This window comes from Pseudarthrobacter sp. lyk4-40-TYG-27 (assembly GCF_030209295.1).
In the GTDB taxonomy this organism is placed as follows: domain Bacteria; phylum Actinomycetota; class Actinomycetes; order Actinomycetales; family Micrococcaceae; genus Arthrobacter.
In genome coordinates this window covers 1-20,734 of sequence record NZ_JARVSH010000013.1, presented here as the reverse complement: position 1 = coordinate 20,734, position 20,734 = coordinate 1, and the positions used below count along the sequence as shown (strand labels likewise).

The following is a 20,734-nucleotide window of genomic DNA, read 5'->3' as shown; positions in this document are numbered from 1 at the left end:
CCGTTAAGGGTACCGGCTTTGGAGCGGGTCACCGTCGGGATCCTGGACTGAACCGAGTACCTCATTGACGATCCTGAACGCCTGCCCGGGCTGGTAGCCCTTTCGCGCCAGCATGGACGCCAGACGGCGCACTGCTTTATCCCGTTCGGCCGGGTCTGACAGGTTTGTTCCGGGCCGCAGCTTGCGCTCAACCAGGGTCCTGGCGGCAGTTTCCTCGTCGGCGTCGGTCACTTGTTCCAGGGCCGCGGCAGCGGTTTCGGGGTCGATGCCCTTCTCCGACAGCTCGCGCCGGAGAGCTCCCCTGGCGAGCTTGCGGGACTGGGATCGGCTCCTGACCCACATGTCAGCAAATTCGGCGTCATCGATCAGGCGGACTTCCTGGAATTTATCCAGGACTTCCTCTGCCACGCGTTCCGGAATGTTCCGTTCGGCCAGTTTCCGGGCAAGCTGCAACCTGCTCTTCGGCGAGGCCGTCAGTTGCCGGTACACGATGGCCTTGGCCACCCCGGCAGGATCCGGTTCGGCGTCCTCTGCCAAGGGATCTTCGGGCACAGCAGACCGCTCCGTTGCCCCACGGGCGGGGTTGGCGGAGCGGCGCCGCCGGGAACCGGATTTGGGTGACCTGGCGTCGGGAGGATGCGCCTCGGGAGACCACGTCAAGGGCTAGAACCCGTCGACGGCTTTCAGCTTGGGCGTGTCCTTGGACTCGTCCTCCGCCGGCTTCACGCCCACACCGAGTTTCTCCTTGATGAGGCGCTCCAGTTCGGCGGCAAGCTCGGGGTTGTCGCGGAGGAACCGGCGCGAGTTCTCCATGCCCTGGCCCAACTGGTCGCCATCGTACGTGAACCAGGAGCCGGACTTCTTGATGATGCCGTGCTCGACGCCCATGTCGATAATGCCGCCTTCGCGGGAGATGCCCTGGCCGTAGATGATGTCGAACTCGGCCACCTTGAAGGGCGGGGCCATCTTGTTCTTCACGATCTTGGCCTTGGTCCGGTTGCCGACCGAATCAGCGCCTTCCTTCAGGGTCTGGATGCGCCGGACGTCGATGCGGACCGACGCGTAGAACTTCAGCGCCTTGCCACCGGTGGTGGTTTCGGGGGAACCGAAGAACACGCCGATCTTTTCGCGGAGCTGGTTGATGAAAATGGCGGTGGTCTTGGTCTGGCTCAAGCGGCCGGTAATTTTACGCAGTGCCTGGCTCATGAGCCGTGCCTGGAGGCCAACGTGGCTGTCGCCCATGTCGCCTTCGATTTCAGCACGCGGAACCAGGGCGGCGACGGAGTCGATGACGACGATGTCCAAGGAGCCGGAGCCCACCAGCATGTCCATGATTTCCAAGGCCTGTTCACCGGTGTCCGGCTGCGAGACCAGCAAGGCGTCGGTATCCACGCCGAGCTTCGCGGCATAGTCCGGGTCCAGGGCGTGCTCGGCGTCGATGAAGGCAGCGATGCCACCCAGCCGCTGGGCGTTGGCAACGGCGTGCAGTGCCACGGTGGTCTTACCTGACGATTCCGGCCCATAGATCTCCACCACACGGCCACGGGGCAGCCCACCAATGCCCAGGGCGACGTCCAGGGCAATGGACCCGGTAGGGATGACTTCGATGGGGGCACGGACTTCGTCGCCCAGGCGCATCACCGATCCCTTGCCGAACTGCTTGTCAATCTGGGCAAGTGCTGCTTCCAGCGCTTTTGCACGATCCGGGGCTGCCGCCATGGTTGACACCTCTAATGCTTTCTCGATGGTGGCCTGTGCGGCCGTCTTGTTGGTCATCTCTGACGCTAAGGGGACCCACTGACATTCCGGCCTCAGGACATCGGCTATGTGGATAAACCCAATAGAAAAAGCATAGCGTTATCCGAACAGGTATTCGAAGAGGATGGTCGCGCGGCGTGTCCGGCAAGGGTTCCCGGACCGGTCGGCAGGAGGGCCCGGCCGGCCGGCGGATGGAGGGTGCCCCGCGGGAATCAGTCGCGGCGGGGGGCTATGTCCCGGCCGAGCCGGCGGTCCGCCGGCACGTCCTGAAGGTCGCAGACGGCAAGCCAGACCTTGCGCGGTTCCACGCCGGCGGCCAGTGCCTGGTCCGCGGTTCGCCCGCCCACCCCGGCCAGGACCAGGGTACTGCTCAGCACTCGGGAGTAGCCCGCGCCGAACTCGTCATCCATGAGCCGCCAGTAGTCGCTGATTCGCATCGGTAAATCCTCTCATGATTGGGGACCCTAGAATTGTTGCCATGAGCAACTCCCCCGATGGCACGCCGGCTGATGTTTCAATCGAGGCTGCCGCCGACACGGCCCTGCAGAACGTCGAACACCAGATCAGTCTTTTTTGGCGGCGGGCCCGGGCCATCTCGAACCAGCTGTCCCGGGAAGTGCACCCGGACATGGAGCCTGCGGCGTACGGGCTGTTGACCGTGATCCGCCGGGAGGGGCCCATCCGGCTGACCGAACTGGCAATGAACATCGGGGTGGGCAAGCCCTCCGTCAGCCGGCAGATCGCATTCCTTGAAGGCCTGGGGCTGGTTTCCAAGGAGGCCGATCCGCTGGACCGCCGGGCGCAGGCCATCCGGCTGACGCCCAAGGGGGAGGAAAAGATGCACCAGGTCCAGGACGCCCGGCGCCAGGTCTTTCAGGAACGGCTGCGGGAATGGCCGGTGGAGGACCTGCAGGAGCTGGCCCGCTACATGGCCAAGCTGAACGCCACCTACGAGCCCGACGGATTCCCGAAGGAAGCACCGGGCGCGTCGCCGGCACAGGAGAGCTAACCGCCTTCACGCAAGGAAGCCCCCGGCCATGCCGGGGGCTTCCTGGTTCCACGGCCCACCCAACGGGTGGGGGCTGCCCCTAACGGGCGCCGGAGAGAAGGCCTGTGGAGAGTTCGTCGTTCAGTTCAGCGTTGAGGTCGCGTTCCAGGTCACGGCCGTAACGCTGGGAGAATTCCTGCGGTACGGTGTCCGGAACTGCAACGCCCTCGGCTACCGCCACCCGGTCGCTGACCTCCCGAAGCATGCTGGACAACGGCACGTCCAGGGCCGAGCAAATCGAGGACAGGAGCTCCGACGAGGCTTCCTTCTGGCCACGCTCCACTTCGCTGAGGTACCCCAGGGAAACGCGGGCGCTGTGCGAAACTTCACGGAGCGTGCGCCCCTGACGCTGGCGGACATCGCGCAGCACATCACCGATTTCGTGACGAAGTACCACCATCTTGCGCTCCTTCTGTTCGCTCTTAGCCTGTTCGGCGAGGCCCACATCCTTCCAGCGGACAACGCCGTTTACGGATACGGGCTGCTTTACCATCTGTATCGCCTTGCTCCCTCATTGGTCAGGTCCGCCGAAAGGCGGACCGTCTGGTCGTTTCATCCTAGGCGCCTCCGCTCTCCGGAAGCGACACAATGTAATAACTAATCGGTACCGGCTTTTGTTCCCGGCAACTTTACGTGCGGTAACTTGAGCGGGCAAGCGTCAGGCGGAGATCGCCTCGAGGAGTCTTTCGAGGGCCGCCGCACACGCTTCGGCGCGGATATCAGGCCTGCTGCCGGTGAAGGAGTATTCAAATGCCGCGGTACCGGCGGCGGTGGCAATCCCCACATAGACCCGCCCTACGGGTTTGCCGTCGTGCGGCTCCGGACCGGCCACGCCGGTGGTGGAAACCCCGAGGTGGGCGCCCAGGACGTCGCGGGCTCCTGCCGCCATGGCGCGGGCGACGTCCGGGTCGACGGAGCCGACCCTTGCCAGGAGCCCGGCGGGGACGAGGAGTACGCCTTCCTTGACCGAGTTCTGGTACGCCACGACGCCGCCCTGAAGCATGCCGGAGGCGCCGGGGGTGTCGGCGAGGACGGCGGAGACCATGCCGGCGGTCAGGGACTCTGCCGTGGCAACGGTCAGTCCCGCGTCAAGTGCCTGCCGCACGGCCTGTCCGGCGAGATGGTGGAGGTTGCTCACGGTTCCTGTCCTTTCGCCGTTCCTGCCTGCCGCCCCTTCGCGCGCAGGCGCAGGGCTTCGATGACATACTCAACGCCGGTCCACACGGTGATGGCCAGCGCCGCCATCATGACGGCGAAAGCAACCCACACCAGCCACGGCGCAAAGGCGCCCAAGGGGAGCAAATACAGGAAGATCGCTGCGGTCTGCACGACGGTCTTGAGCTTTCCGCCGCGGGAAGCGGGAATGACCCCATAGCGGATGACGAAGAAGCGCAGGGCCGTGATTCCCCATTCCCGGACCAGGATCACCAGCGTTGCCCACCACGGCAGTTCACCCAGCAGGGAAAGCATGACCAGGGCCGATCCGATGAGCAGTTTGTCCGCGATGGGGTCGGCGATCTTGCCGAAGTCCGTGACGAGGTTCCGGCTCCTGGCGATATCGCCGTCGAGCTTGTCCGTGTAGATGGCGACGGCGAACGCCGCCACCGCGGCCCAGCGCCACGGCCCGGCCTCACTGCGCAGGCCGGGGGCATCCGCCACAAGGAACCACACGAAGAACGGGACCAGCGCGATGCGGATCATGGTCAGGACGTTGGGAAGGTTCCAGACCCCGGCACGGCGCGGGCCGGCGGCGGTGGCATCGGTGCTAGTCACGTACCTAGGCTACCTTCCCGGGGCTGCCGCAACGCCGGCGCGGCCCTACCGTCCGGTCAGCGACCAGGCGTCCTCGGAGCCGTCGTCGTCATCCCCGTACCCGCCGGGAGCGGAATCGGAGCCGTCGTAGTACTCGACGTTCTGCTTCCGTTTGTCCAGGTCCGCGGCCACCAGGTCCTCTGCGTAGCCGCCCTGTGCGATGTTGGCGTTGGCATTGTCACTGAGCGCGGCTGTCTGCGAATCCGGGGCGGCCGGTGCGTCCTGGCCCTTCATCGCGGCCAGCACGGCCGCGAGGTCGTCCGGCTTGACCAGCACGTCGCGGGCCTTGGAGCCCTCGGAAGGGCCCACCACTCCCCTGGACTCGAGCAGGTCCATGAGCCGGCCGGCCTTGGCGAACCCCACCCGGAGCTTGCGCTGCAGCATGGAGGTGGAGCCGAACTGCGTGGTGACCACGAGTTCCGTGGCCTGCAGCAGCACCTCGAGGTCATCGCCGATGTCGTCGTCGATCTGCTTCTTTTCCGCCTCGGGGGCGACGTCATCCCGGTAGACGGCCTGGAGCTGTCCCTTGACGTGCTCCACCACCTTGTGGATCTCCGACTCGGTGACCCAGGCGCCTTGGACGCGCATCGCTTTGGAAGCACCCATCGGCAGGAAGAGCGCGTCGCCCTGGCCGATCAGCTTCTCCGCCCCGGGCTGGTCCAGGACCACGCGGGAGTCGGTGACGGACGACGTTGCGAAGGCCATCCGGGACGGCACGTTGGCCTTGATCAGGCCGGTGACGACATCCACCGAGGGCCGCTGGGTGGCCAGCACCAAGTGGATGCCGGCGGCGCGGGCCAGCTGGGTGATGCGGACGATCGAGTCTTCGACGTCGCGCGGGGCCACCATCATCAGGTCGGCGAGTTCGTCCACGATCACCAGCAGGTACGGGTAGGGGCGGATGACGCGCTTGGAGTCCACCGGCGGGTGGACCTTCCCGGCGCGGACGGCCTTGTTGAAGTCGTCGATGTGCTTGAAGCCGTAGTTGGCGAGGTCGTCGTAGCGGGCGTCCATCTCGCGGACCACCCACTGCAGCGCCTCGGCGGCCTTCTTGGGGTTGGTGATGATGGGGGTGATCAGGTGCGGGACGCCCTCGTAGGCGGTCAATTCCACGCGCTTGGGGTCCACCATGACCATGCGCACCTCGTCCGGGGTGGCGCGCATCAGGATCGAGGTGATCATCGAGTTCACGAACGAGGACTTACCGGCACCGGTGGCACCGGCGACCAGGAGGTGCGGCATCTTGGCGAGGTTGGCCACCACGTAGCCGCCTTCGACGTCCTTGCCCACGCCCATCACCATGGGGTGGTCCGTGCGGCGGGCGTTCTGGCTGCGGAGGACGTCGCCCAGGGAGACGGTTTCGCGGTCCGTGTTGGGGATCTCGATGCCGATCGCGGACTTGCCGGGGATGGGGCTGAGGATCCGGACGTCGGAGCTGGCGACCGCGTAGGAGATGTTCTTGGACAGCGCGGTGACGCGTTCCACCTTGGTGCCGGGTGAGAGTTCGATTTCGTACCGGGTGACCGTGGGGCCGCGGCTGAAGCCGGTGACGGTGGCATCGACGTTGAACTGCGTGAGGGTGTCGGTCAGGGCGGCGACGACGGCGTCATTGGCCTCGGTGCGTTCCTTCGGGATGGACCCGGGGGTCAGGTAGTCCGAGGCGGGGAGCGTGTAGGTGACGTCCCCGGCGAGGGAAAGTTGCTCGGTGCGCTGCGGGATGGGCACCGGTGGCGGAGCGGGCGCTACCGGATTCGAGGGCACCGTGGGTGCGGCGGCCGGTTTCCCGGGAGCCGCGGCGCCGGGAATGACCAGCGGGATGGCCTCGGTGGCGTTCTCCGCGGGAGGCGCCGCTCCTGCGCCCAGGCCCTGCGCCGCCTTGATTTTTTCGACGGCGATCTCCGCCTGGGTGGGGCGCCGGACGCCGGGTGCGGGCCGTGCGGGCTCCGGCTCGTCGTCGTCGATGACCGCATGTTCGAAGGCTTCGTCGCCCACGTAGCCTTCAAGGCCGGCGTCGGGCTCCTGGTCCTTGCCGAACAGCCTGCGCTTTTTCTTTTTGGGTTCAGCGGCTGGGGTGCGTTCGAGGTAGCTGCGGTCGTGGGTGTCGCCGGGCTCCTGGTCCATCAGGTCGATGCCCATGAGGTGCTCGTAGGCTCCGCGAAGGCGGCGCGGGATGGCGGTGAACGGGGTGGCCGTGATGATCAGCAGCGAAACGAAGGCCAGCAGCCCGTAGAGTGCCGCCGGCACGGCGGGATGGATGGCGGCCAAGGGACTGGCGGCCAGGAAGCCGAGCATGCCGCCGGCTTTGCGGAGGCCGTCGAAGCCATCGGCAACCGTGGGCTGGCCGCCGAGGATGTGGGCCAGGCCGCACCCGGCGAAGGTCATGATAAGGAAGCCGATGCCCACCCGATTGTTGCCCCGGCCGTCCGAGGGGCGCCTGAACAGGCGGAACGCGCAGACAAAGAGCATGAGCGGGAGCAGCAGGGAGAGCCAGCCGAAGGTTCCGTTGACCACGGCGTAGACGGCGTCCGGGAACCAGCCCGTCAGGCCCCACCAGGCGAACGTGGCAATGAACACACCCAGGGCCAGGTTGAACAGCGCGGCACCGTCGCGGCGTTCGTCCGCGGGGAGGTCGCTGACGTCGTAGCCGATCCGGCGTACTCCCCCGCCCACCAGGTGCCCGATTCCGAGCCATGCCCCGCCCACGACGCGCAGGAGCCAAGGCTGGTGGTGTTCGACGGCGGGAAGCTGTCGGGTGCGTGCGGTGCTGGTTGAGCCGCCGCGCCCTGTCTTGCCGGCTGTGGAGCCGGTTCCGCGGCCTGTGGAGCTTCCGGCTTTGCTGCCGGAGCTGCCCCTGCCGGTACCTTTGGGCGCGGAAGTAGTACGTGTGGCCATAGTAGCCACGGTACCGGAAGCATGCTGTGATTCCGGGGATATCGGGGCTGCCGGGCCGCCTGCCGGGGCTTGCCGATGCGCTTGCGGATGCGCTGGGCGGGACGCACGAAAAGGCCCGGTCCACTGGGAACCGGGCCTTATCGGAGGTGCAGCGACGTTGTCCGCGCAGCCCAGTGTCGCAGCCGGGCCGCGCGGGGCGCTCAGGCCTCGAGCACCACCGGGATGATCATGGGCTTGCGGCGCAGCTTGCGGTTGACCCAGGTGCCCACGACGCGGCGCACCACCTGCTGGAGCTGGTGGCTGGTGTGGTCGGCGTGGTTCTGGACTGCTTCCTCCAGCGCCGCGTTGATCTTGGGGATGATGTCGTCGAAGACGGAATCGTCCTCGGCGACGCCGCGGGCGTGGATTTCCGGACCGGACACTACCTTGCCGGTGGCGCGGTGGATGACCGTGATGATCGAAATGAATCCTTCGTCACCGAGGATGCGGCGGTCCTTGAGGTCGGCATCGGTGATTTCACCCACGCTGGACCCGTCAACGTAGACAAAGCCCACCTCCACCTGGCCGACGATGTCTGCCTGGTGGTCGCGGAGGTCGATGACTGTGCCGTTGTCGGCAAGGATGACGCTCGCCTCGGGCACGCCGGACTCGATGGCGATCTTGCCGTTGGCGATGAGGTGCCGGGTTTCGCCGTGCACGGGCATGGCGTTCAAGGGCTCAAGGATGTTGTAGCAGTACAGCAGCTCACCCGCGGCGGCGTGGCCGGAGACGTGGACCTTGGCGTTGCCCTTGTGGATGACATCGGCGCCGAGCTTCAGGAGGCCGTTGATGATCCGGAAGACGGCGTTCTCGTTGCCCGGGATGAGGCTGGAGGCCAGGATCACGGTGTCGCCGTCGCCCACCACCACGCGGTGGTCGCCGTTGGCCATCCGGGACAGGGCGGCCATCGGTTCACCCTGGGAGCCTGTGGACATCAGCACCACGCGGTTGTCCGGCAGATTGTCGATGTTCTTGATGTCCACGATCAATCCGGCGGGAACATCCAGGTAGCCAAGCTTTTCCGCGATGGCCATGTTGCGGACCATGGAGCGGCCCACGAAGGCCACCTTGCGGTTGTGCTTGGCGGCGGCGTCGAGGACTTGCTGCACGCGGTGGACGTGGGAGGAAAAGGACGCCACGATAATGCGTTTGGTGGCCTGGCCGAAGAGGCGCTCCAGGGTGGGGCCGATTTCCTTCTCGGCCGTGGTGAATCCGGGCACGTCGGCGTTGGTGGAGTCGGACATGAAAAGGTCCACGCCCTCCTCGCCCAGCTTGGCGAAGTGCCGGAGGTCGGTGATCCGGCCGTCAAGGGGCAGCTGGTCCATCTTGAAGTCGCCGGTGTGCAGGACCGTTCCGCCCGCAGTGCGGATGAAGACGGCCAGGGCGTCCGGGATGGAGTGGTTGACGGCCACGAACTCGCATTCGAAGGGGCCGAACTTCTCCACCTGGCCCTCCTCCACGGTGAGCGTATAGGGCCGGATGCGGTGTTCCTGCAGCTTGGCCTCGATCAGGGCAAGGGTCAGTTGCGAACCCACCAGCGGGATGTCGTTGCGCAGGCGCAGCAGGTACGGCACGGCGCCGATGTGGTCCTCGTGGCCGTGCGTGAGGACGACAGCCACGACGTCATCCAGCCGGTCCTCGATGTAGGAGAAATCGGGCAGGATCAGGTCGACGCCGGGCTGGGTTTCCTCGGGGAAGAGGACACCGCAGTCCACGATCAGCAGCTTGCCGTCGATTTCGAACACGGCCATGTTCCGGCCGATCTCCCCCAGCCCGCCCAGCGGAACGATCCGCAGCGTGCCCTGGGGCAGGCGCGGAGGGGTGACAAGGCCGGTAAGGGCAGTTTGGGTCATAATGCACTACTTTCCAGGCGGAAGGGTGCCGGTCTTAGCCTCAGGAGAAGACCAGCCCAGCTTCCGCCAAATCCCCGCGGATGGTTTCGATCTCGGTTTCGTCCGGCTCCACGAGGGGCAAACGGACAATCGAGTTGGGCAGGACTCCCTGCCATTTAAGAATCTGCTTGGCCGCCACGGCCCCCTGGACGCGGGTCATGGTTGCCCGGACCACCGGCTGGAGTTCAACGTTGATCTTCCGGGCGGTGCCGAGGTCGTTGGCGTTGACGGCGTCGATGAGTTCGCGGAAGCGGCGGGTGGCCACGTGGGTGGTGACGCCCACCAGTCCGACGGCGCCCAGCGCCATCCACGGCAGGGTCAGTCCGTCGTCGCCGGAGTAGAAGAGGAGGTCGGTTTCGGCCATGACCCGGGTTGCCGCCACGAGGTCCGCCTTGGCGTCCTTGACGGCCACAATGTTGGGGTGCTGGGCCAGCCGGATCATGGTGTCGGGTTCGATCGCGATGGAGGACCGGCCCGGAATGTCATAGAGCATGACCGGAACGTCCACGGCGGAGGCGACGGTCTCGAAGTGGGCGCGGACACCGGCCTGGCTCGGCTTGTTGTAGTAAGGGGTCACCAGGAGCAGTCCGTCGACGCCGAGGGCAGCGGCCTGCTTGGACAGGTGGACCGAGTGGGCTGTGTCGTTGGTGCCGGTACCGGCAATGATCGCGGCGCGGCCACCGACGGCGTCTTTCACCGCGCGGAACATGCCGAGGTTCTCTTCGTCGGTCAGGGTGGAGGTCTCACCGGTGGTGCCGGTGACCACCAGCCCGTCGCAGCCGTCGTCGACGAGCTTGCTGGCCAGCGCAGCCGCCTGGTCGTAGTCCACTGCGCCGTCCTTGGTAAACGGCGTGACCATGGCGGTCAGGAGGGTACCGAGGGCAGGGATGTGCGCGGAAGAATCAGCCATGGAAAAAACGTTACCCTGTCCCCGGCTGGTTAGGACAATGCCACGGGCGTGACGAGCGTCAAACAGCCTGGCTGCCGGGCCCCGGCGCGTCTGTTCCGGCGTGGCAATAGCGGCCGACGGCGGCCTGCCGGAGGTCCTCCGCCCAGGCAGCGAGCCGCTGCGCGGCCCGCACGTAATGGAACAGCTCGGTGGGCGTCAGGGCATCGATATCCGTCTCGGACAGCCGCCGGGCGAGTTCCGCTCCCTCCGGCTGGGCCGCGAGGGCGATGCCTTCCCGCTCCCACTGGAGGTCCTCTGACGGCCGCCCGGACACTAGCTGCCGGAACAGGTAGTCCACCACGCCCGGGCTCATTGCCCTCAGCGGCAGGTTGACTGAGTGGGTACGTGCCGGCTGCAGGCTTTCCCGCCGGGCGGGGATTCCGGATGATGGCGTGTCCATTCCGCCATGTTATTCGAACATATATTCGAACACAAGGGTGCGCCGCCACCGCATCGGCACGATAGTCCGCCGGCGGCTACCCGTCACCTCACCGGCAAGCCGCGCCGCGCGGGCATGTGAGACGATCGGGTCATGACGTCCCGCACCCCGGCCACCCGGTCGCGAAAGGCCCCCGGGCCGAACCAGCCGGGCCGTCTTCGCGGCATCGATGCAGCGCGGGGCCTCGCCCTTCTGGGCATGATGGCCACGCACCTGCTGCCAACGTTCGAGTCGAACGCCAACCTCACCCCGACCTGGATCGGCCTCACCTTTTCCGGACGGGCCGCGGCCCTCTTCGCCGTGCTGGCCGGGGTGGGACTTGCCCTGTCCACCGGAAAGCACCAGCCGCTGTCCGGTCCCGATCTCGCGAAGGCCCGCCGCGGTGTGGCGCTGCGGGCCCTGGTGATTGCCGCCGTCGGACTTACCCTGGGCGGCCTGGAAGTGAACGTGGCCGTCATCCTGGTCCATTACGCCGTGTTGTTCCTGTGCGTACTGCCGTTCCTGGGCCTGGGCGCCAAAAGCCTGTGCGCCTGGGCCGCGGGATGGATCCTTGCGTCACCGGTGCTGGCCTACCTGCTGCGCCCCTGGCTCCTTGCCGCGGAGCCGCCACTGAAGCTGGGCCACAACCCGCGGTGGGAGGACCTGGGCACCCCCGGCCAGCTGCTGGGCGACCTCTTCCTGACCGGCTACTACCCGGTGGTGCAGTGGCTTTCCTACTTGCTGGTGGGCCTGGCCATCGGCCGCCTGGTCCTTGCCAAGGCACTGGTCCCTGTCCTCCTGCTGGTGGGCGGAACGGTGGTGGCCGTCACCGCCAAGGCCATCGGGGTGGCCGCGATCGAGGATTGGGGTGGCCTGGCCGCCCTGGAGAAAGTCGTCAACGCCCCCGGCTACCCGCTGGGCAGTGTCTTGCAGGTAAACCTGGCGGGGCTCCCGCAGGACGGCTCCTGGTGGTGGCTGGCATCAGCAGCTCCGCACTCCGGGACCCCCCTTGACCTGCTCCACACCTCGGCGGTGGCGGCGGCCGTCATCGGCGCGTGCCTCCTGCTGGGGCGGCTCGCCGAGTGGATTGACCTGGACCTGCTGCTGCCCCTGCGCGGCGCGGGGGCCATGACCCTGACCCTGTACACGGTCCACGTCTGGGTGTTGTCGAACTTCTACCTGAAGCCGTTGCCGGCCGGCTGGACCGAGGACGGCATGTACTTCGCACACGCCGCCGTTGCCATCACCGTTGGCGTGGTATTTGCCAGGTTGTCGTGGCGCGGCCCGCTGGAATGGCTGGGCCACGCCGCGGGCCAACTGGGCCGCGGCGTGCTGCCGAGGCCTGCTACTGCGGGGTCACGGTGAAACTGGACGCTTGGTCGCCGTAGTCATTGGTGACCACCACCGTGACGGGGCCCTCCTTGACGTCGAAAGCGATAACGCCCTGGCGCGAATCACCGGCGCCCACCTCGTCGGTCTGCAGGCCACCGATTTCCTTGTCCAGGTAGATCAGCTCGCCCTCCTTGCCGTCCGCGTCAAAGACGCTGAAGTTCGACGGCGTGGCAAAGCTGGTACCGCTCACCGTCTCCCAGGACACCTGCACAGCCAGGAATCCGCCGTTCTTTGGTTCCAGGTAGGACATGCCGGGAATCTCGGCGGTGTAGATGGAATCCAGCACTCCTACCCTGACCGTGTTGCCCTCGGACATGGTCACCACCGAGGAGTTCGCTTCCGTGGACGTGCCCGGTGACGGCGCCGGTGCGGCCGGGGAGGCCGGGAGGGGCGCCTGGGCCGGGACGTTGAAGCCCTCAACGGCAGCGGAAACCACGGCGATGGAGGCAATGGCCAGGACCGTTCCCGTAACAGCGCCCACAAGCCAGACGACGGCGGTGATGATCCAGGCCTTCTTCTTGTTCTCCGGATACCCCTCCAGCGGGCGGCCATGGATGTCCCTGGTGTTCCCGGTCAAGGTCATGACCAGGTCCACGATGGCCCAGATACCCAGGCCGCCCGCCGTCAGCAGCTTGGCCACGGCGGAACCGGTCTTGCCGAGGTAGAACCGGTCCGCCCCGAAGGTGCCCAGAAGCAGGGACAGGAGCCAGGTGGCAAGAAAGGACTTGCGCGGCCCGTCGTCGTAGGGAACCTGCGGGTGGGCGCCCGGCTGGTATTCCCCCTGGGGGCTCGTTGGGTACGGCCCGCCAAACGGGGAGGGTGCCGGCGGGACCGGGGGCACGGCCGGTCCGCTGTGGGGCGGCTGGGGGTATTGGGGCTGGGGGTAAGGCGGCTGGCTCATTGATCGTCCTTCGTGCGGGATCGGTACAGGCAAACGGGGTTTCGAAGGACGACCGTGGCGGAGAACCCGCCCACCCCATCTCCGCCCCCAGGCCGGAAATTGTTGCCAGACGAACATACCGCGGGCGGCATGCGGCTGCGATGGGCAGAAATGCCCATCGCAAGAATCACATGCAGGCGCCGGCCGTTTGGCCGGCCACGGGAAGGGCCGCTGCTAGGACGCGGCTGTGAACAGCCGGACGGCGTCGCGCATGGAGGCCCGGGCCCGCTTGCGGTCTCCGGCGGCGTCGTAAGCGCAGCTCAACCGGAACCATGAGCGCCAGTCGTCCGGAGCCGATTCGGCTTCGATACGGTACTTTTCGAACTCGGCGTCTGCCGCCGCCCGGACGATCCGGCCGCCGGGCGTCCGTGGCAGCTCATCCACCGGCAACCCGCCTTCGGCTTCCAGGACCTTGGCCATCTGCTCGGTGCGGGCACCGAACATCAGTTCGCGGATCAGGGCCCACGCGCCCACCACGGGCAGCACCAGGTACGCCGCGCCAATGGCTTTTGCCGTGAGGTTGCTGTCGGCCAGGAGCAGGAGTGAGCGCTGGAAGGACACCACCAGGTAAAAGACCAGCAGCAGCGTCACCGCTCCCACCCAGATCTTGGTGCGGTTCTTCCGAAAGCCGGCAACGAACCCGTTCATTCTCAGAGCCCCAGGTCCAGGTAACCGTCCAGCCCCACGGTCAGGCCGGGGTGCGAGGCTACCTGCCGAACGCCCAGGAGAACGCCGGGCATGAAGGACGCACGGTCGAAAGAGTCGTGGCGGATGGTCAGCTGCTCGCCGGGGCCGCCCAGCAGCACTTCCTGGTGCGCCACAAGACCGCGGAGCCGCACGCTGTGCACCCGGACGCCATCCACGTCGCAGCCGCGGGCACCGGCACGTTCGCTGGTGGTGGCATCAGGGCTGGGCGGCACCTGCGCTGCGCTGCGCCCGGCGGCGATGAGCTGGGCAGTCCGGACGGCGGTGCCGGACGGGGCGTCCACCTTGTCCGGGTGGTGCAGCTCGATGATTTCCACGGACTCGAAGTATTGGGCGGCCTTGGCTGCGAAGGCCGAGGCCAGGACGGACCCGAGGGCGAAGTTCGGTGCGATGAGCACTCCGGTCTCCGGGTGCCGGGCCAGGACGGACTCCAGCGCGGACAGCTTGTCCGCGTCCCAGCCCGTGGTGCCCACCACGGCGTGCATGCCGTGTTCAACGGCGAACCGGACATTCGCTTCGGTGCTCTCGGGAACCGTGAGGTCCACTACGTACTGCGCACCGGAGGACGTCAGCTGCTCCAGCGAGTCACCCCGCCCCAGGGCTGCGGCAAGCTTCATGTCGGGCGCGGCGTCAATGGCTTTTACGGCCTCGGCGCCCATGCGTCCGTTGGCGCCCAGGACGGCTACCAGTTTGGGGGCGGAGTGTTGTTCGGTCATGCCATCCAGCCTACCGGCGGGACCGGTTGCCGCAGGAACCGGTCCCTGTGCGTTACCTCGCAACGGAGCGGACAACCACGCCGGCTTGGCCGGGCCGGTGCGCGGACGCAGCAGGCATCAGCCGTCCGCGCCGACCCATTCGACGGTGCCGTCGGAAAAGAACTGTTCCTTCCAGATGGGAACCTGCTCCTTGATCCGGTCCACCAGCTCCGAGCAGACCGCGAAAGCCTGGCCGCGGTGCGCCGCGGAGACCGCGCACACCAAGGCTGGATCGCCGATTTCCAGCATCCCGATCCGGTGCGCCGCCCAGATCCGGACGGGTTGCCGGACGGCGTCGCCGCCTGCGCCCGGCGCAGCGTCCTGCTCGGCAACCAGGCGGGCCACGACGTCGGCCATCACCTGGTGTGCCGTGGGGTGCGCACTGTAGCTGAGCCGCTCGACTGCCTTGCCGGCGTCGTGGTTGCGTACTACGCCGCTGAAGCTGACCACGGCTCCCGCGGTGTCGCTTTCCACCGCTGCGATCGCCTGGTCGACGGAGATGGGGTCCGCGCTGAGGACTGCCCGGACCACCTCGAATGCCGCGTCAGTGCCCATGTCCGCCTTCCAGCTGGTCGCAGAGATGCCCGATCACCGGGTCCAGGACGGTGAGCCCGTCCATGACGCCCTTGGGTGAACCGGGCAGGTTCACAATAAAGGTTGCGCCGGCGGCCCCGGCGTGGCCCCTGCTCAGGGCGGCCAGCGGGGTTTTTGCGGCGCCGGCCCGCCTGATGGCTTCCATGATGCCCGGGATCTCCCGATCCAGCAGGGGCAGCGTAACGTCCGGAGTCCGGTCGTCCGGGCTCAGGCCTGTCCCGCCACTGGTGATCACGACGGCGGGACGCTGGGTCAGGAGCGCCCTGATGGCGGCGCCCACGGGCTCACCGTCCGGGACCACCATCGGCGGAAAGACATCGAAGCCGTGCTCGGCCAGCCAATCGCCGATCACCGGGCCGGTCTCGTCAACGTAGATTCCGGCTGCGGCGCGGGTGGAGGCGATCACCACGCCGGCTTTCCGTCCCTGGGCGTCGCCGTGCCGGTGCGGCTCGGGGGCGCCGAGGGGCTTGGTGTTGGTCACAGCGCCCAGTCTCCGCTCTTGCCGCCGCTCTTGGCCAGCACCTTGATATCCGTCAGGACGGCGTGCTTGTCCACGGCCTTGATCATGTCGTAAACGTTCAGGGCCGCAACGGACGCAGCAGTCAGGGCCTCCATTTCCACGCCGGTGACGCCGCGGGTCTTCACGGTGGAACTGATGGTGACGGTATCGGGGCCGAGGTCAAAATCGATGGTGACTTTGGCCAGGGGCAACGGGTGGCAGAGCGGAATGAGGTCGGGCGTCTTCTTCGCAGCCATGATGCCGGCCACCCGGGCCACGGCCAGCGCGTCGCCCTTGGGCAGGCCCCCGGCCCCCAGGAGTTCCATGACCTCCGAGGTGGTCCGGACGGTAGCTGTGGCCGTGGCTTCCCGGGTGGTCTCGGCTTTGGCTGAGACGTCCACCATCTGGGCACTGCCGTCCTGGCGCAGGTGCGTCAGGGCGGGGGTCTGTTCTGCGTTCACAGCATCCATACTTCCACCTCATCGCCGGCGCCGAGTTCCGTGACGCCGTGGGGGACGTGGACCAGGACGTTCGAGCCCGCGAGCGCATGCATCAGGTGGGAACTCTCACCACCCTCAAGCCGCACGGTGCCGCCGGGTTGCAGGCTGCCCCGCCGGACCTGGTGTTTGTGGCCGGGGGACGTGAGCGGGTGGGCAAGGCGTGCCCGCAGCGGCAGCCTGGCCGCCGGTGCGCCCAGGAGTCCGGACAGCGCGGGGCGGAGGAACATTTCGAAGGACACCAGGCAGCTGACGGGGTTACCGGGGAACCCGAGGAAAGGGAGGCCGTCGAACGTTCCCAGGCCTTGGGGGCCGCCGGGCTGCATGGCCACGTGCAGGAAATCGACGGGCTGATCCACCATCGCCTGCCGCACCACTTCGTAAGCGCCCTTGCTGACCCCGCCGGTGGTGACGATGAGATCGGCGCCTTGGCCCTCGGAACGCAGCAGGCCGCGCAGTTCATCGGGATTGTCGGTGGAGATACCGGCCCGCCGGACGGTGAGGCCGGCCTGCGTCATGGCGGCTTCGAGGAGGGTTCCGTTGGAATCGTAGATCTTCCCGGGCGGGAGGGGCCGGCCGGGTTCCACCACTTCGTCCCCGGTGGTGACCAGCAGGACGGTGGGCGCCCGGTAGACCGGCACCTCGGCCAGGCCCAACGCGGCGAGCAGCCCCAGCTGGGCCGGCCCCAGGCAGGTCCCGGTGGCCAGGGCCAGCTCCCCCGCCGCGATGTCGCTGCCGGCGGACCGCACGTACGCGCCGGGTCCGGTGGCGGGCAGCCTGACGGTGCCGCCCCGGCCGGGTTCCAGGAAGTGGTCCGGCACGGCCCGTTCAATGGGTACGACGGCGTCCGCCCCGGCCGGGATCACGGCACCTGTCATGATGGGCGCCGCCGTCCCCGGTTCGAGCGCGGGCGGCCTTGATCCGGCGGCTACCGGGGGCATGGTCTCAAGGTCCGCGCCGCCGTCGGGGATGTCGCCGGAGTGGACGGCGTAACCGTCCATCTGCGAATTGGCGAATGGCGGCAGGCTGACGGGCGCTGTCACATCGGCCGCCAGCCCACGGCCCAGGGCCCTGCTGAGTGGGAGCGTTTCGGTGCGTCCCGCCGCCCGGAGCGGCTGCAGGAGTGCTGCGACGGCGGCGGCGTGGTCGGCAACCGAGCGGGCATGTTCATGCGGGTGCCGGGCACGGCTCTCCGGCGGGTGGCCGTGCGGGGTTGGGCTGGTCATGGGTACGCCTTCGGTCGCGGACTTCAGGATTTCACGTCCACTCTAACCGTGTGGAATCCGGTGGCACCGTCAGGTTCGGGCGGCCGCTCCGTTTCCTCCTGGGGTTTGCCCGTGAGGTCAGTGGCGCGGACCTGGACCTCGTACTGCCCCGGGGTCAGGTCCACTGCCAGTTTCCACTGGTACCAGGTGTCCGCTGACAGGCCCGCAGCGAGTTCGGCCTCCCGCCACGGCCCACGGTTGATCCTCAGTTCAACCCTCCCGATCCCGGTGTGTTGGGCCCAGGCGACGCCCGCGAAGACCACGGACCCTGCACTGACCGGACGCCCGCTGCGGGGCACGTCGATCCGGGAGGACGTCTTGACCGGGCCGCGCTCGGACCAGCCCCGGGGGGTCCAATATCCGGCGTCCTGCGCGAACGTGGTGACTTTGAGTTCGGTGACCCATTTGGTGGCGGACACGTAGCCGTAGAGTCCCGGGACGATCATCCGGACGGGAAAGCCGTGCTCGAGCGGCAGGGGTTCCCCGTTCATTCCGACGGCAAGCAGGGCGTCCCTGGTGTCGGTGAGGACTTCCAGGGGCGTCCCCGCCGTCCAGCCGTCCGTGCTCCTGGACAGCACCATGTCCGCTCCGGGATGGGGGCCCGCCAGGGCCAGCAATTCGCGGACCGGCCAGCCCAGCCAGCGGGCATTCCCGATCAGCTCGCCGCCCACGCTGTTGGACACGCAGGCGATAGTGATGTGGCGCTCCGTCAGCGGCTTGGCCAGGAGTTGCCCGTAGGACAACTGGATCTCCCGGTCCACCATGCCTGTGACCCTCAGGGTCCAATTGTCCGGGTCGACTGCCGGGACGGACAGCGCGGTGTCGATCCGGTAGAACTCGCGGTTGGGCGTCACCAACGGCGTCGCTCCGGCCACGTCCAGGTCGGCGCCCGCCGGAACCGGCGGTGCGGGTGACGCCGGGACTGGCAGGGTGATCCGTGCCCTGGCCTCGCTGACGGCAGTGGTTGCCCCGCGCCACGCCCCGGCCAGCACACCTGCCACCGAGGACACGGCCGCCGTGCCGGCAAGGGCCTGGAGGAAGCTCCGACGGGAACTTCCCGGTCCGCCCGGTTCAGGGCCGCCCGCGTTCCATTCGCGAAGCTTTCCGATGAGGAATCGCAGCAGCACCACGGCCACCACCGCGGTCACGAGCGGGAGTGCCACGGCGATTGGCGTCATTTGGGCGCGGGTGAGTACAGCGGCGGCTCCCACGGCTCCGAAGATGCCCACCACGGCCGCACCCCGGTAGCCGCGGCGGAACTCCAGCACCCCTGCCAGCGCGGCCAGGACGGCAATGACCAGCGCCATGCCCGCCAGGAGGGCAGCCTTGTCCGCCGTCCCGAAGACGGATACCGCCCAGTCCTTGACGCCCGGCGGGACCGCGTCGATGACCGCACCGCCAACGGCCGTCAGCGGCGAGACGGAAGGACTGGCAAATCCTGCGAGCAACTCCCCCGCGGCCACGCCGCCGGCGACGGCGGCTGCACCCGCGGCGGCGGCCCACCTGCCCGTGGCGCCCGTGGCAGCCTTGTGCGGGACGGGACGGTCCGGCTGCTCCCCACGGCGCCCGCCGTCGTCGTCCGCCGCCTTCGAAACCCGGGGATCGTTCACCCCTCCAGCATAGGTTTGCCACCGCCCGCCGGCACCGGCCCTCAGGTGTGACCGGAACCCGTGCAGTCACGGTGTGATGCGCGGCTCAAGGTGGCGTAGCCTGAATCCATGACTGTCCAGCTAGGCATGCCGCAGCCGCGGGAGGAAGCAGCATCGGAGCTGCCCGGCGTTCCCGCACGCCGTCCCGAGGATGCACCGGACGGGCTGGTGGACCGCTACGGCCGCCGCGCCACGGATATGCGGCTGTCCCTGACGGACAAGTGCAACCTCCGCTGCACCTACTGCATGCCGGCGGAGGGCCTGGAATGGCTCGCGAAGCAGGCCGTCATGTCTGCTGAGGAGATCGTCCGGATTGTCCGCGTCGGCGTGGAGCAGCTGGGAGTGCGGGAACTGAGGCTGACCGGCGGTGAGCCGCTGGTCCGGCACGACCTCGTGGAGATCATCTCGGCGCTGCGGAACAACCATCCGGACCTGCCCATCTCGATGACCACCAACGGTGTTGGCCTGGCCAGGAAGGCGGCCCCGCTCAAAGCGGCCGGGCTGACACGGATCAATGTCTCACTGGATTCGCTGCACGAGGAAACGTTCGCCAAACTGACCAGGCGGCCGTTCCTGGACCAGGTCCTGGCGGGTGTGGACGCCGCATGGGCGGCAGGCCTGGGCCCGGTGAAACTGAACGCTGTCCTCATGCGCGGCATCAACGATACCGAGTCGCCGCAGCTGCTCGCCTGGGCCCTGGAGCGGGGATACGAACTTCGGTTCATCGAACAAATGCCGCTGGACGCCGACCATGGCTGGACCCGCCGCAACATGATCACGGCCGCCGAGATCCGCGACCTGCTGTCCAAGGACTATGTGCTCAGCCCCGATGCCCGGGCCCGTGACGGTGCCCCCGCCGAGCGCTTTGACGTCCGACGACGGGCGGCAGGTTCATTGGAAGCTGACGGTCCGGTGCTGGGAACAGTGGGGATCATCGCCTCCGTCACCGAGCCGTTCTGCGCGGACTGCCGGCGCACCCGGATCACCGCCGAGGGCAAGATCATGAGCTGCCTGTTCTCCCGCGAGGAATTCGACCTGCTGGGCCTGCTGCGCTCCGGCGCGGCTGATGACGAGCTGGCGCAGCGGTGGCAGGATGCCATGTGGCTCAAGCCAAAAGCCCACGGCATGGACCACGTGGGACTGGACGCTCCGGACTTCGTCCAGCCGGACCGCAGCATGAGCGCCATCGGGGGCTGACCGGAATGCTTGTACGTTACTTCGCTGCCGCACGCGCTGCCGCCGGCCGGGAGGAAGAAAAGTTCGACCTGCCCGGCGGTTCCACGGTCGCCCATCTCCTGGAGGCTGTGCTTGCGGTGCCCCGTGCCGAACCGCCGGCAGGCACCCCTCCACTCCCCCGGCTCCTGTCCCGCAGCAGCTTCCTGCTCAACGAGGTGACCGTCCGGGACCAGTCAACGGTTCTTGGGGCCGACGACGTGGTTGACGTACTTCCCCCGTTCGCCGGCGGGTAGGTATTCCGTAACACCCAGGCGACTGGCAACATTCGGAGGGGTGGCCTCCTGCCTGGTCCTGCCAACGCTGCCGCAGCCTTGAATGTCGGACCCCCGTTGGATGATGTGTTTATGGGAATCGGTGCGGATCTGGCGGTGGTGATGGAGGGTGTTTCTGCCTC

22 protein-coding genes are annotated in these 20,734 nt (G+C 67.7%); 4 read left to right on the top strand and 18 right to left on the bottom strand.

All coding sequences use genetic code 11. From position 1 onward, the window contains the following. Positions 1 to 3: 3 nt before the first annotated feature. From QRM96_RS19240 to QRM96_RS19230, 3 genes are all read right to left on the bottom strand, one after another. Entirely contained in the window at positions 4 to 552 is a 549-nt protein-coding gene (locus QRM96_RS19240) for a regulatory protein RecX (protein ID WP_018763628.1), read from the bottom strand. Positions 553 to 663: 111 nt separating this feature from the next. Further along, positions 664 to 1,719: a recombinase RecA gene (recA, locus tag QRM96_RS19235; RefSeq protein ID WP_026265110.1), complete on the bottom strand. Its 1,056-nt coding sequence runs from the start codon at positions 1,717 to 1,719 to the stop codon at positions 664 to 666. Positions 1,720 to 1,970: 251 nt separating this feature from the next. Continuing rightward, the gene (locus QRM96_RS19230; protein WP_018763630.1) at positions 1,971 to 2,195 is read right to left on the bottom strand and encodes a DUF3046 domain-containing protein; all 225 of its coding nucleotides are present in this window, start codon (positions 2,193 to 2,195) and stop codon (positions 1,971 to 1,973) included. A 41-nt stretch (positions 2,196 to 2,236) separates the two neighbouring features. On the opposite strand from QRM96_RS19230, the gene QRM96_RS19225 reads away from it, so the two are divergent. After that, positions 2,237 to 2,767, top strand: a complete 531-nt coding sequence (locus QRM96_RS19225; protein ID WP_109044898.1) for a MarR family winged helix-turn-helix transcriptional regulator — start codon at positions 2,237 to 2,239, stop codon at positions 2,765 to 2,767. A 79-nt stretch (positions 2,768 to 2,846) separates the two neighbouring features. Here the strand turns inward: QRM96_RS19225 and QRM96_RS19220 are convergent, their stop codons facing one another. The 7 genes from QRM96_RS19220 to QRM96_RS19190 form a co-directional block, all read right to left on the bottom strand. Then, the gene (locus QRM96_RS19220) at positions 2,847 to 3,299 is read right to left on the bottom strand and encodes a helix-turn-helix domain-containing protein (protein WP_018763632.1); all 453 of its coding nucleotides are present in this window, start codon (positions 3,297 to 3,299) and stop codon (positions 2,847 to 2,849) included. A 165-nt stretch (positions 3,300 to 3,464) separates the two neighbouring features. Next, positions 3,465 to 3,944 carry a CinA family protein gene (locus tag QRM96_RS19215; RefSeq protein WP_285320605.1) on the bottom strand — a complete coding sequence of 160 codons (480 nt, stop codon included), beginning with the start codon at positions 3,942 to 3,944 and terminating at the stop codon, positions 3,465 to 3,467. After that, positions 3,941 to 4,579, bottom strand: a complete 639-nt coding sequence (gene pgsA / locus QRM96_RS19210) for a CDP-diacylglycerol--glycerol-3-phosphate 3-phosphatidyltransferase (protein WP_285320604.1) — start codon at positions 4,577 to 4,579, stop codon at positions 3,941 to 3,943. Before pgsA ends, QRM96_RS19215 begins: the two co-directional genes overlap by 4 nt. Positions 4,580 to 4,624: 45 nt before the next feature. After that, the gene (locus QRM96_RS19205; protein ID WP_285320603.1) at positions 4,625 to 7,510 is read right to left on the bottom strand and encodes an FtsK/SpoIIIE family DNA translocase; all 2,886 of its coding nucleotides are present in this window, start codon (positions 7,508 to 7,510) and stop codon (positions 4,625 to 4,627) included. A 200-nt stretch (positions 7,511 to 7,710) separates the two neighbouring features. Beyond that, the gene (locus QRM96_RS19200; protein ID WP_018763636.1) at positions 7,711 to 9,402 is read right to left on the bottom strand and encodes a ribonuclease J; all 1,692 of its coding nucleotides are present in this window, start codon (positions 9,400 to 9,402) and stop codon (positions 7,711 to 7,713) included. Positions 9,403 to 9,442: 40 nt separating this feature from the next. Continuing rightward, positions 9,443 to 10,351 (bottom strand): 4-hydroxy-tetrahydrodipicolinate synthase, encoded by a 909-nt coding sequence (dapA, locus tag QRM96_RS19195; protein ID WP_018763637.1) that lies wholly within the window; start codon positions 10,349 to 10,351, stop codon positions 9,443 to 9,445. Positions 10,352 to 10,409: 58 nt separating this feature from the next. Beyond that, positions 10,410 to 10,790 (bottom strand): hypothetical protein, encoded by a 381-nt coding sequence (locus QRM96_RS19190; protein WP_285320602.1) that lies wholly within the window; start codon positions 10,788 to 10,790, stop codon positions 10,410 to 10,412. Positions 10,791 to 10,922: 132 nt separating this feature from the next. On the opposite strand from QRM96_RS19190, the gene QRM96_RS19185 reads away from it, so the two are divergent. Continuing rightward, positions 10,923 to 12,173, top strand: a complete 1,251-nt coding sequence (locus QRM96_RS19185) for a heparan-alpha-glucosaminide N-acetyltransferase domain-containing protein (protein WP_285320601.1) — start codon at positions 10,923 to 10,925, stop codon at positions 12,171 to 12,173. Here QRM96_RS19185 and QRM96_RS19180 read toward each other — a convergent pair. The 8 genes from QRM96_RS19180 to QRM96_RS19145 all read right to left on the bottom strand — a co-directional run bounded on the left by QRM96_RS19180 (position 12,154) and on the right by QRM96_RS19145 (position 18,918). Further along, on the bottom strand, positions 12,154 to 13,101 hold the full coding sequence (locus tag QRM96_RS19180; protein WP_285320600.1) for a TM2 domain-containing protein: 948 nt from the start codon (positions 13,099 to 13,101) through the stop codon (positions 12,154 to 12,156). The genes QRM96_RS19185 and QRM96_RS19180 overlap by 20 nt on opposite strands. A gap of 213 nt (positions 13,102 to 13,314) precedes the next feature. Continuing rightward, positions 13,315 to 13,788 carry a hypothetical protein gene (locus tag QRM96_RS19175; protein ID WP_018763641.1) on the bottom strand — a complete coding sequence of 158 codons (474 nt, stop codon included), beginning with the start codon at positions 13,786 to 13,788 and terminating at the stop codon, positions 13,315 to 13,317. 2 nt (positions 13,789 to 13,790) lie between these two features. Then, positions 13,791 to 14,561 carry a 4-hydroxy-tetrahydrodipicolinate reductase gene (dapB, locus tag QRM96_RS19170; RefSeq protein WP_285320599.1) on the bottom strand — a complete coding sequence of 257 codons (771 nt, stop codon included), beginning with the start codon at positions 14,559 to 14,561 and terminating at the stop codon, positions 13,791 to 13,793. Positions 14,562 to 14,678: 117 nt separating this feature from the next. Next, on the bottom strand, positions 14,679 to 15,155 hold the full coding sequence (locus tag QRM96_RS19165; RefSeq protein ID WP_018763643.1) for a molybdenum cofactor biosynthesis protein MoaE: 477 nt from the start codon (positions 15,153 to 15,155) through the stop codon (positions 14,679 to 14,681). Beyond that, the gene (locus QRM96_RS19160; RefSeq protein WP_109044904.1) at positions 15,145 to 15,675 is read right to left on the bottom strand and encodes a MogA/MoaB family molybdenum cofactor biosynthesis protein; all 531 of its coding nucleotides are present in this window, start codon (positions 15,673 to 15,675) and stop codon (positions 15,145 to 15,147) included. The genes QRM96_RS19165 and QRM96_RS19160 overlap by 11 nt, the downstream gene beginning before the upstream one ends. Continuing rightward, a complete protein-coding gene (gene moaC, locus QRM96_RS19155; protein WP_109044905.1) occupies positions 15,672 to 16,163 on the bottom strand; it encodes a cyclic pyranopterin monophosphate synthase MoaC in 492 nt (163 codons plus the stop codon). The genes QRM96_RS19160 and moaC overlap by 4 nt, the downstream gene beginning before the upstream one ends. Further along, complete coding sequence (locus QRM96_RS19150; RefSeq protein ID WP_133832590.1) at positions 16,151 to 17,416, bottom strand: molybdopterin molybdotransferase MoeA; 1,266 nt, start codon at positions 17,414 to 17,416, stop codon at positions 16,151 to 16,153. The genes moaC and QRM96_RS19150 overlap by 13 nt, the downstream gene beginning before the upstream one ends. A 23-nt stretch (positions 17,417 to 17,439) precedes the next feature. Further along, entirely contained in the window at positions 17,440 to 18,918 is a 1,479-nt protein-coding gene (locus QRM96_RS19145) for a molybdopterin-dependent oxidoreductase (protein WP_285320628.1), read from the bottom strand. 255 nt (positions 18,919 to 19,173) lie between these two features. Here QRM96_RS19145 and moaA point away from each other — a divergent pair, with 255 nt between their 5' ends. Together moaA and QRM96_RS19135 are read left to right on the top strand one after the other, a co-directional pair. Continuing rightward, complete coding sequence (gene moaA, locus QRM96_RS19140; RefSeq protein ID WP_208294432.1) at positions 19,174 to 20,301, top strand: GTP 3',8-cyclase MoaA; 1,128 nt, start codon at positions 19,174 to 19,176, stop codon at positions 20,299 to 20,301. A 5-nt stretch (positions 20,302 to 20,306) separates the two neighbouring features. Continuing rightward, complete coding sequence (locus QRM96_RS19135) at positions 20,307 to 20,573, top strand: MoaD/ThiS family protein (protein WP_285320598.1); 267 nt, start codon at positions 20,307 to 20,309, stop codon at positions 20,571 to 20,573. The last annotated feature ends 161 nt before the right edge of the window (positions 20,574 to 20,734 follow it).

Bases quoted from the DNA above. Each gene is read 5' to 3' on its own strand.
- QRM96_RS19175 (WP_018763641.1), bottom strand. From the start codon at position 13,788: ATGAACGGGTTCGTTGCCGGCTTTCGGAAGAACCGCACCAAGATCTGG.
- QRM96_RS19165 (WP_018763643.1), bottom strand. From the start codon at position 15,155: ATGGGCACTGACGCGGCATTCGAGGTGGTCCGGGCAGTCCTCAGCGCG.
- QRM96_RS19225 (WP_109044898.1), top strand. From the start codon at position 2,237: ATGAGCAACTCCCCCGATGGCACGCCGGCTGATGTTTCAATCGAGGCT.
- QRM96_RS19135 (WP_285320598.1), top strand. From the start codon at position 20,307: ATGCTTGTACGTTACTTCGCTGCCGCACGCGCTGCCGCCGGCCGGGAG.
- QRM96_RS19180 (WP_285320600.1), bottom strand. From the start codon at position 13,101: ATGAGCCAGCCGCCTTACCCCCAGCCCCAATACCCCCAGCCGCCCCAC.
- QRM96_RS19230 (WP_018763630.1), bottom strand. From the start codon at position 2,195: ATGCGAATCAGCGACTACTGGCGGCTCATGGATGACGAGTTCGGCGCG.
- QRM96_RS19220 (WP_018763632.1), bottom strand. From the start codon at position 3,299: ATGGTAAAGCAGCCCGTATCCGTAAACGGCGTTGTCCGCTGGAAGGAT.
- QRM96_RS19185 (WP_285320601.1), top strand. From the start codon at position 10,923: ATGACGTCCCGCACCCCGGCCACCCGGTCGCGAAAGGCCCCCGGGCCG.
- QRM96_RS19150 (WP_133832590.1), bottom strand. From the start codon at position 17,416: ATGACCAGCCCAACCCCGCACGGCCACCCGCCGGAGAGCCGTGCCCGG.
- QRM96_RS19190 (WP_285320602.1), bottom strand. From the start codon at position 10,790: ATGGACACGCCATCATCCGGAATCCCCGCCCGGCGGGAAAGCCTGCAG.
- QRM96_RS19205 (WP_285320603.1), bottom strand. From the start codon at position 7,510: ATGGCCACACGTACTACTTCCGCGCCCAAAGGTACCGGCAGGGGCAGC.
- recA (WP_026265110.1), bottom strand. From the start codon at position 1,719: ATGGCGGCAGCCCCGGATCGTGCAAAAGCGCTGGAAGCAGCACTTGCC.
- moaC (WP_109044905.1), bottom strand. From the start codon at position 16,163: ATGGATGCTGTGAACGCAGAACAGACCCCCGCCCTGACGCACCTGCGC.
- dapA (WP_018763637.1), bottom strand. From the start codon at position 10,351: ATGGCTGATTCTTCCGCGCACATCCCTGCCCTCGGTACCCTCCTGACC.
- dapB (WP_285320599.1), bottom strand. From the start codon at position 14,561: ATGACCGAACAACACTCCGCCCCCAAACTGGTAGCCGTCCTGGGCGCC.
- QRM96_RS19200 (WP_018763636.1), bottom strand. From the start codon at position 9,402: ATGACCCAAACTGCCCTTACCGGCCTTGTCACCCCTCCGCGCCTGCCC.
- moaA (WP_208294432.1), top strand. From the start codon at position 19,174: ATGACTGTCCAGCTAGGCATGCCGCAGCCGCGGGAGGAAGCAGCATCG.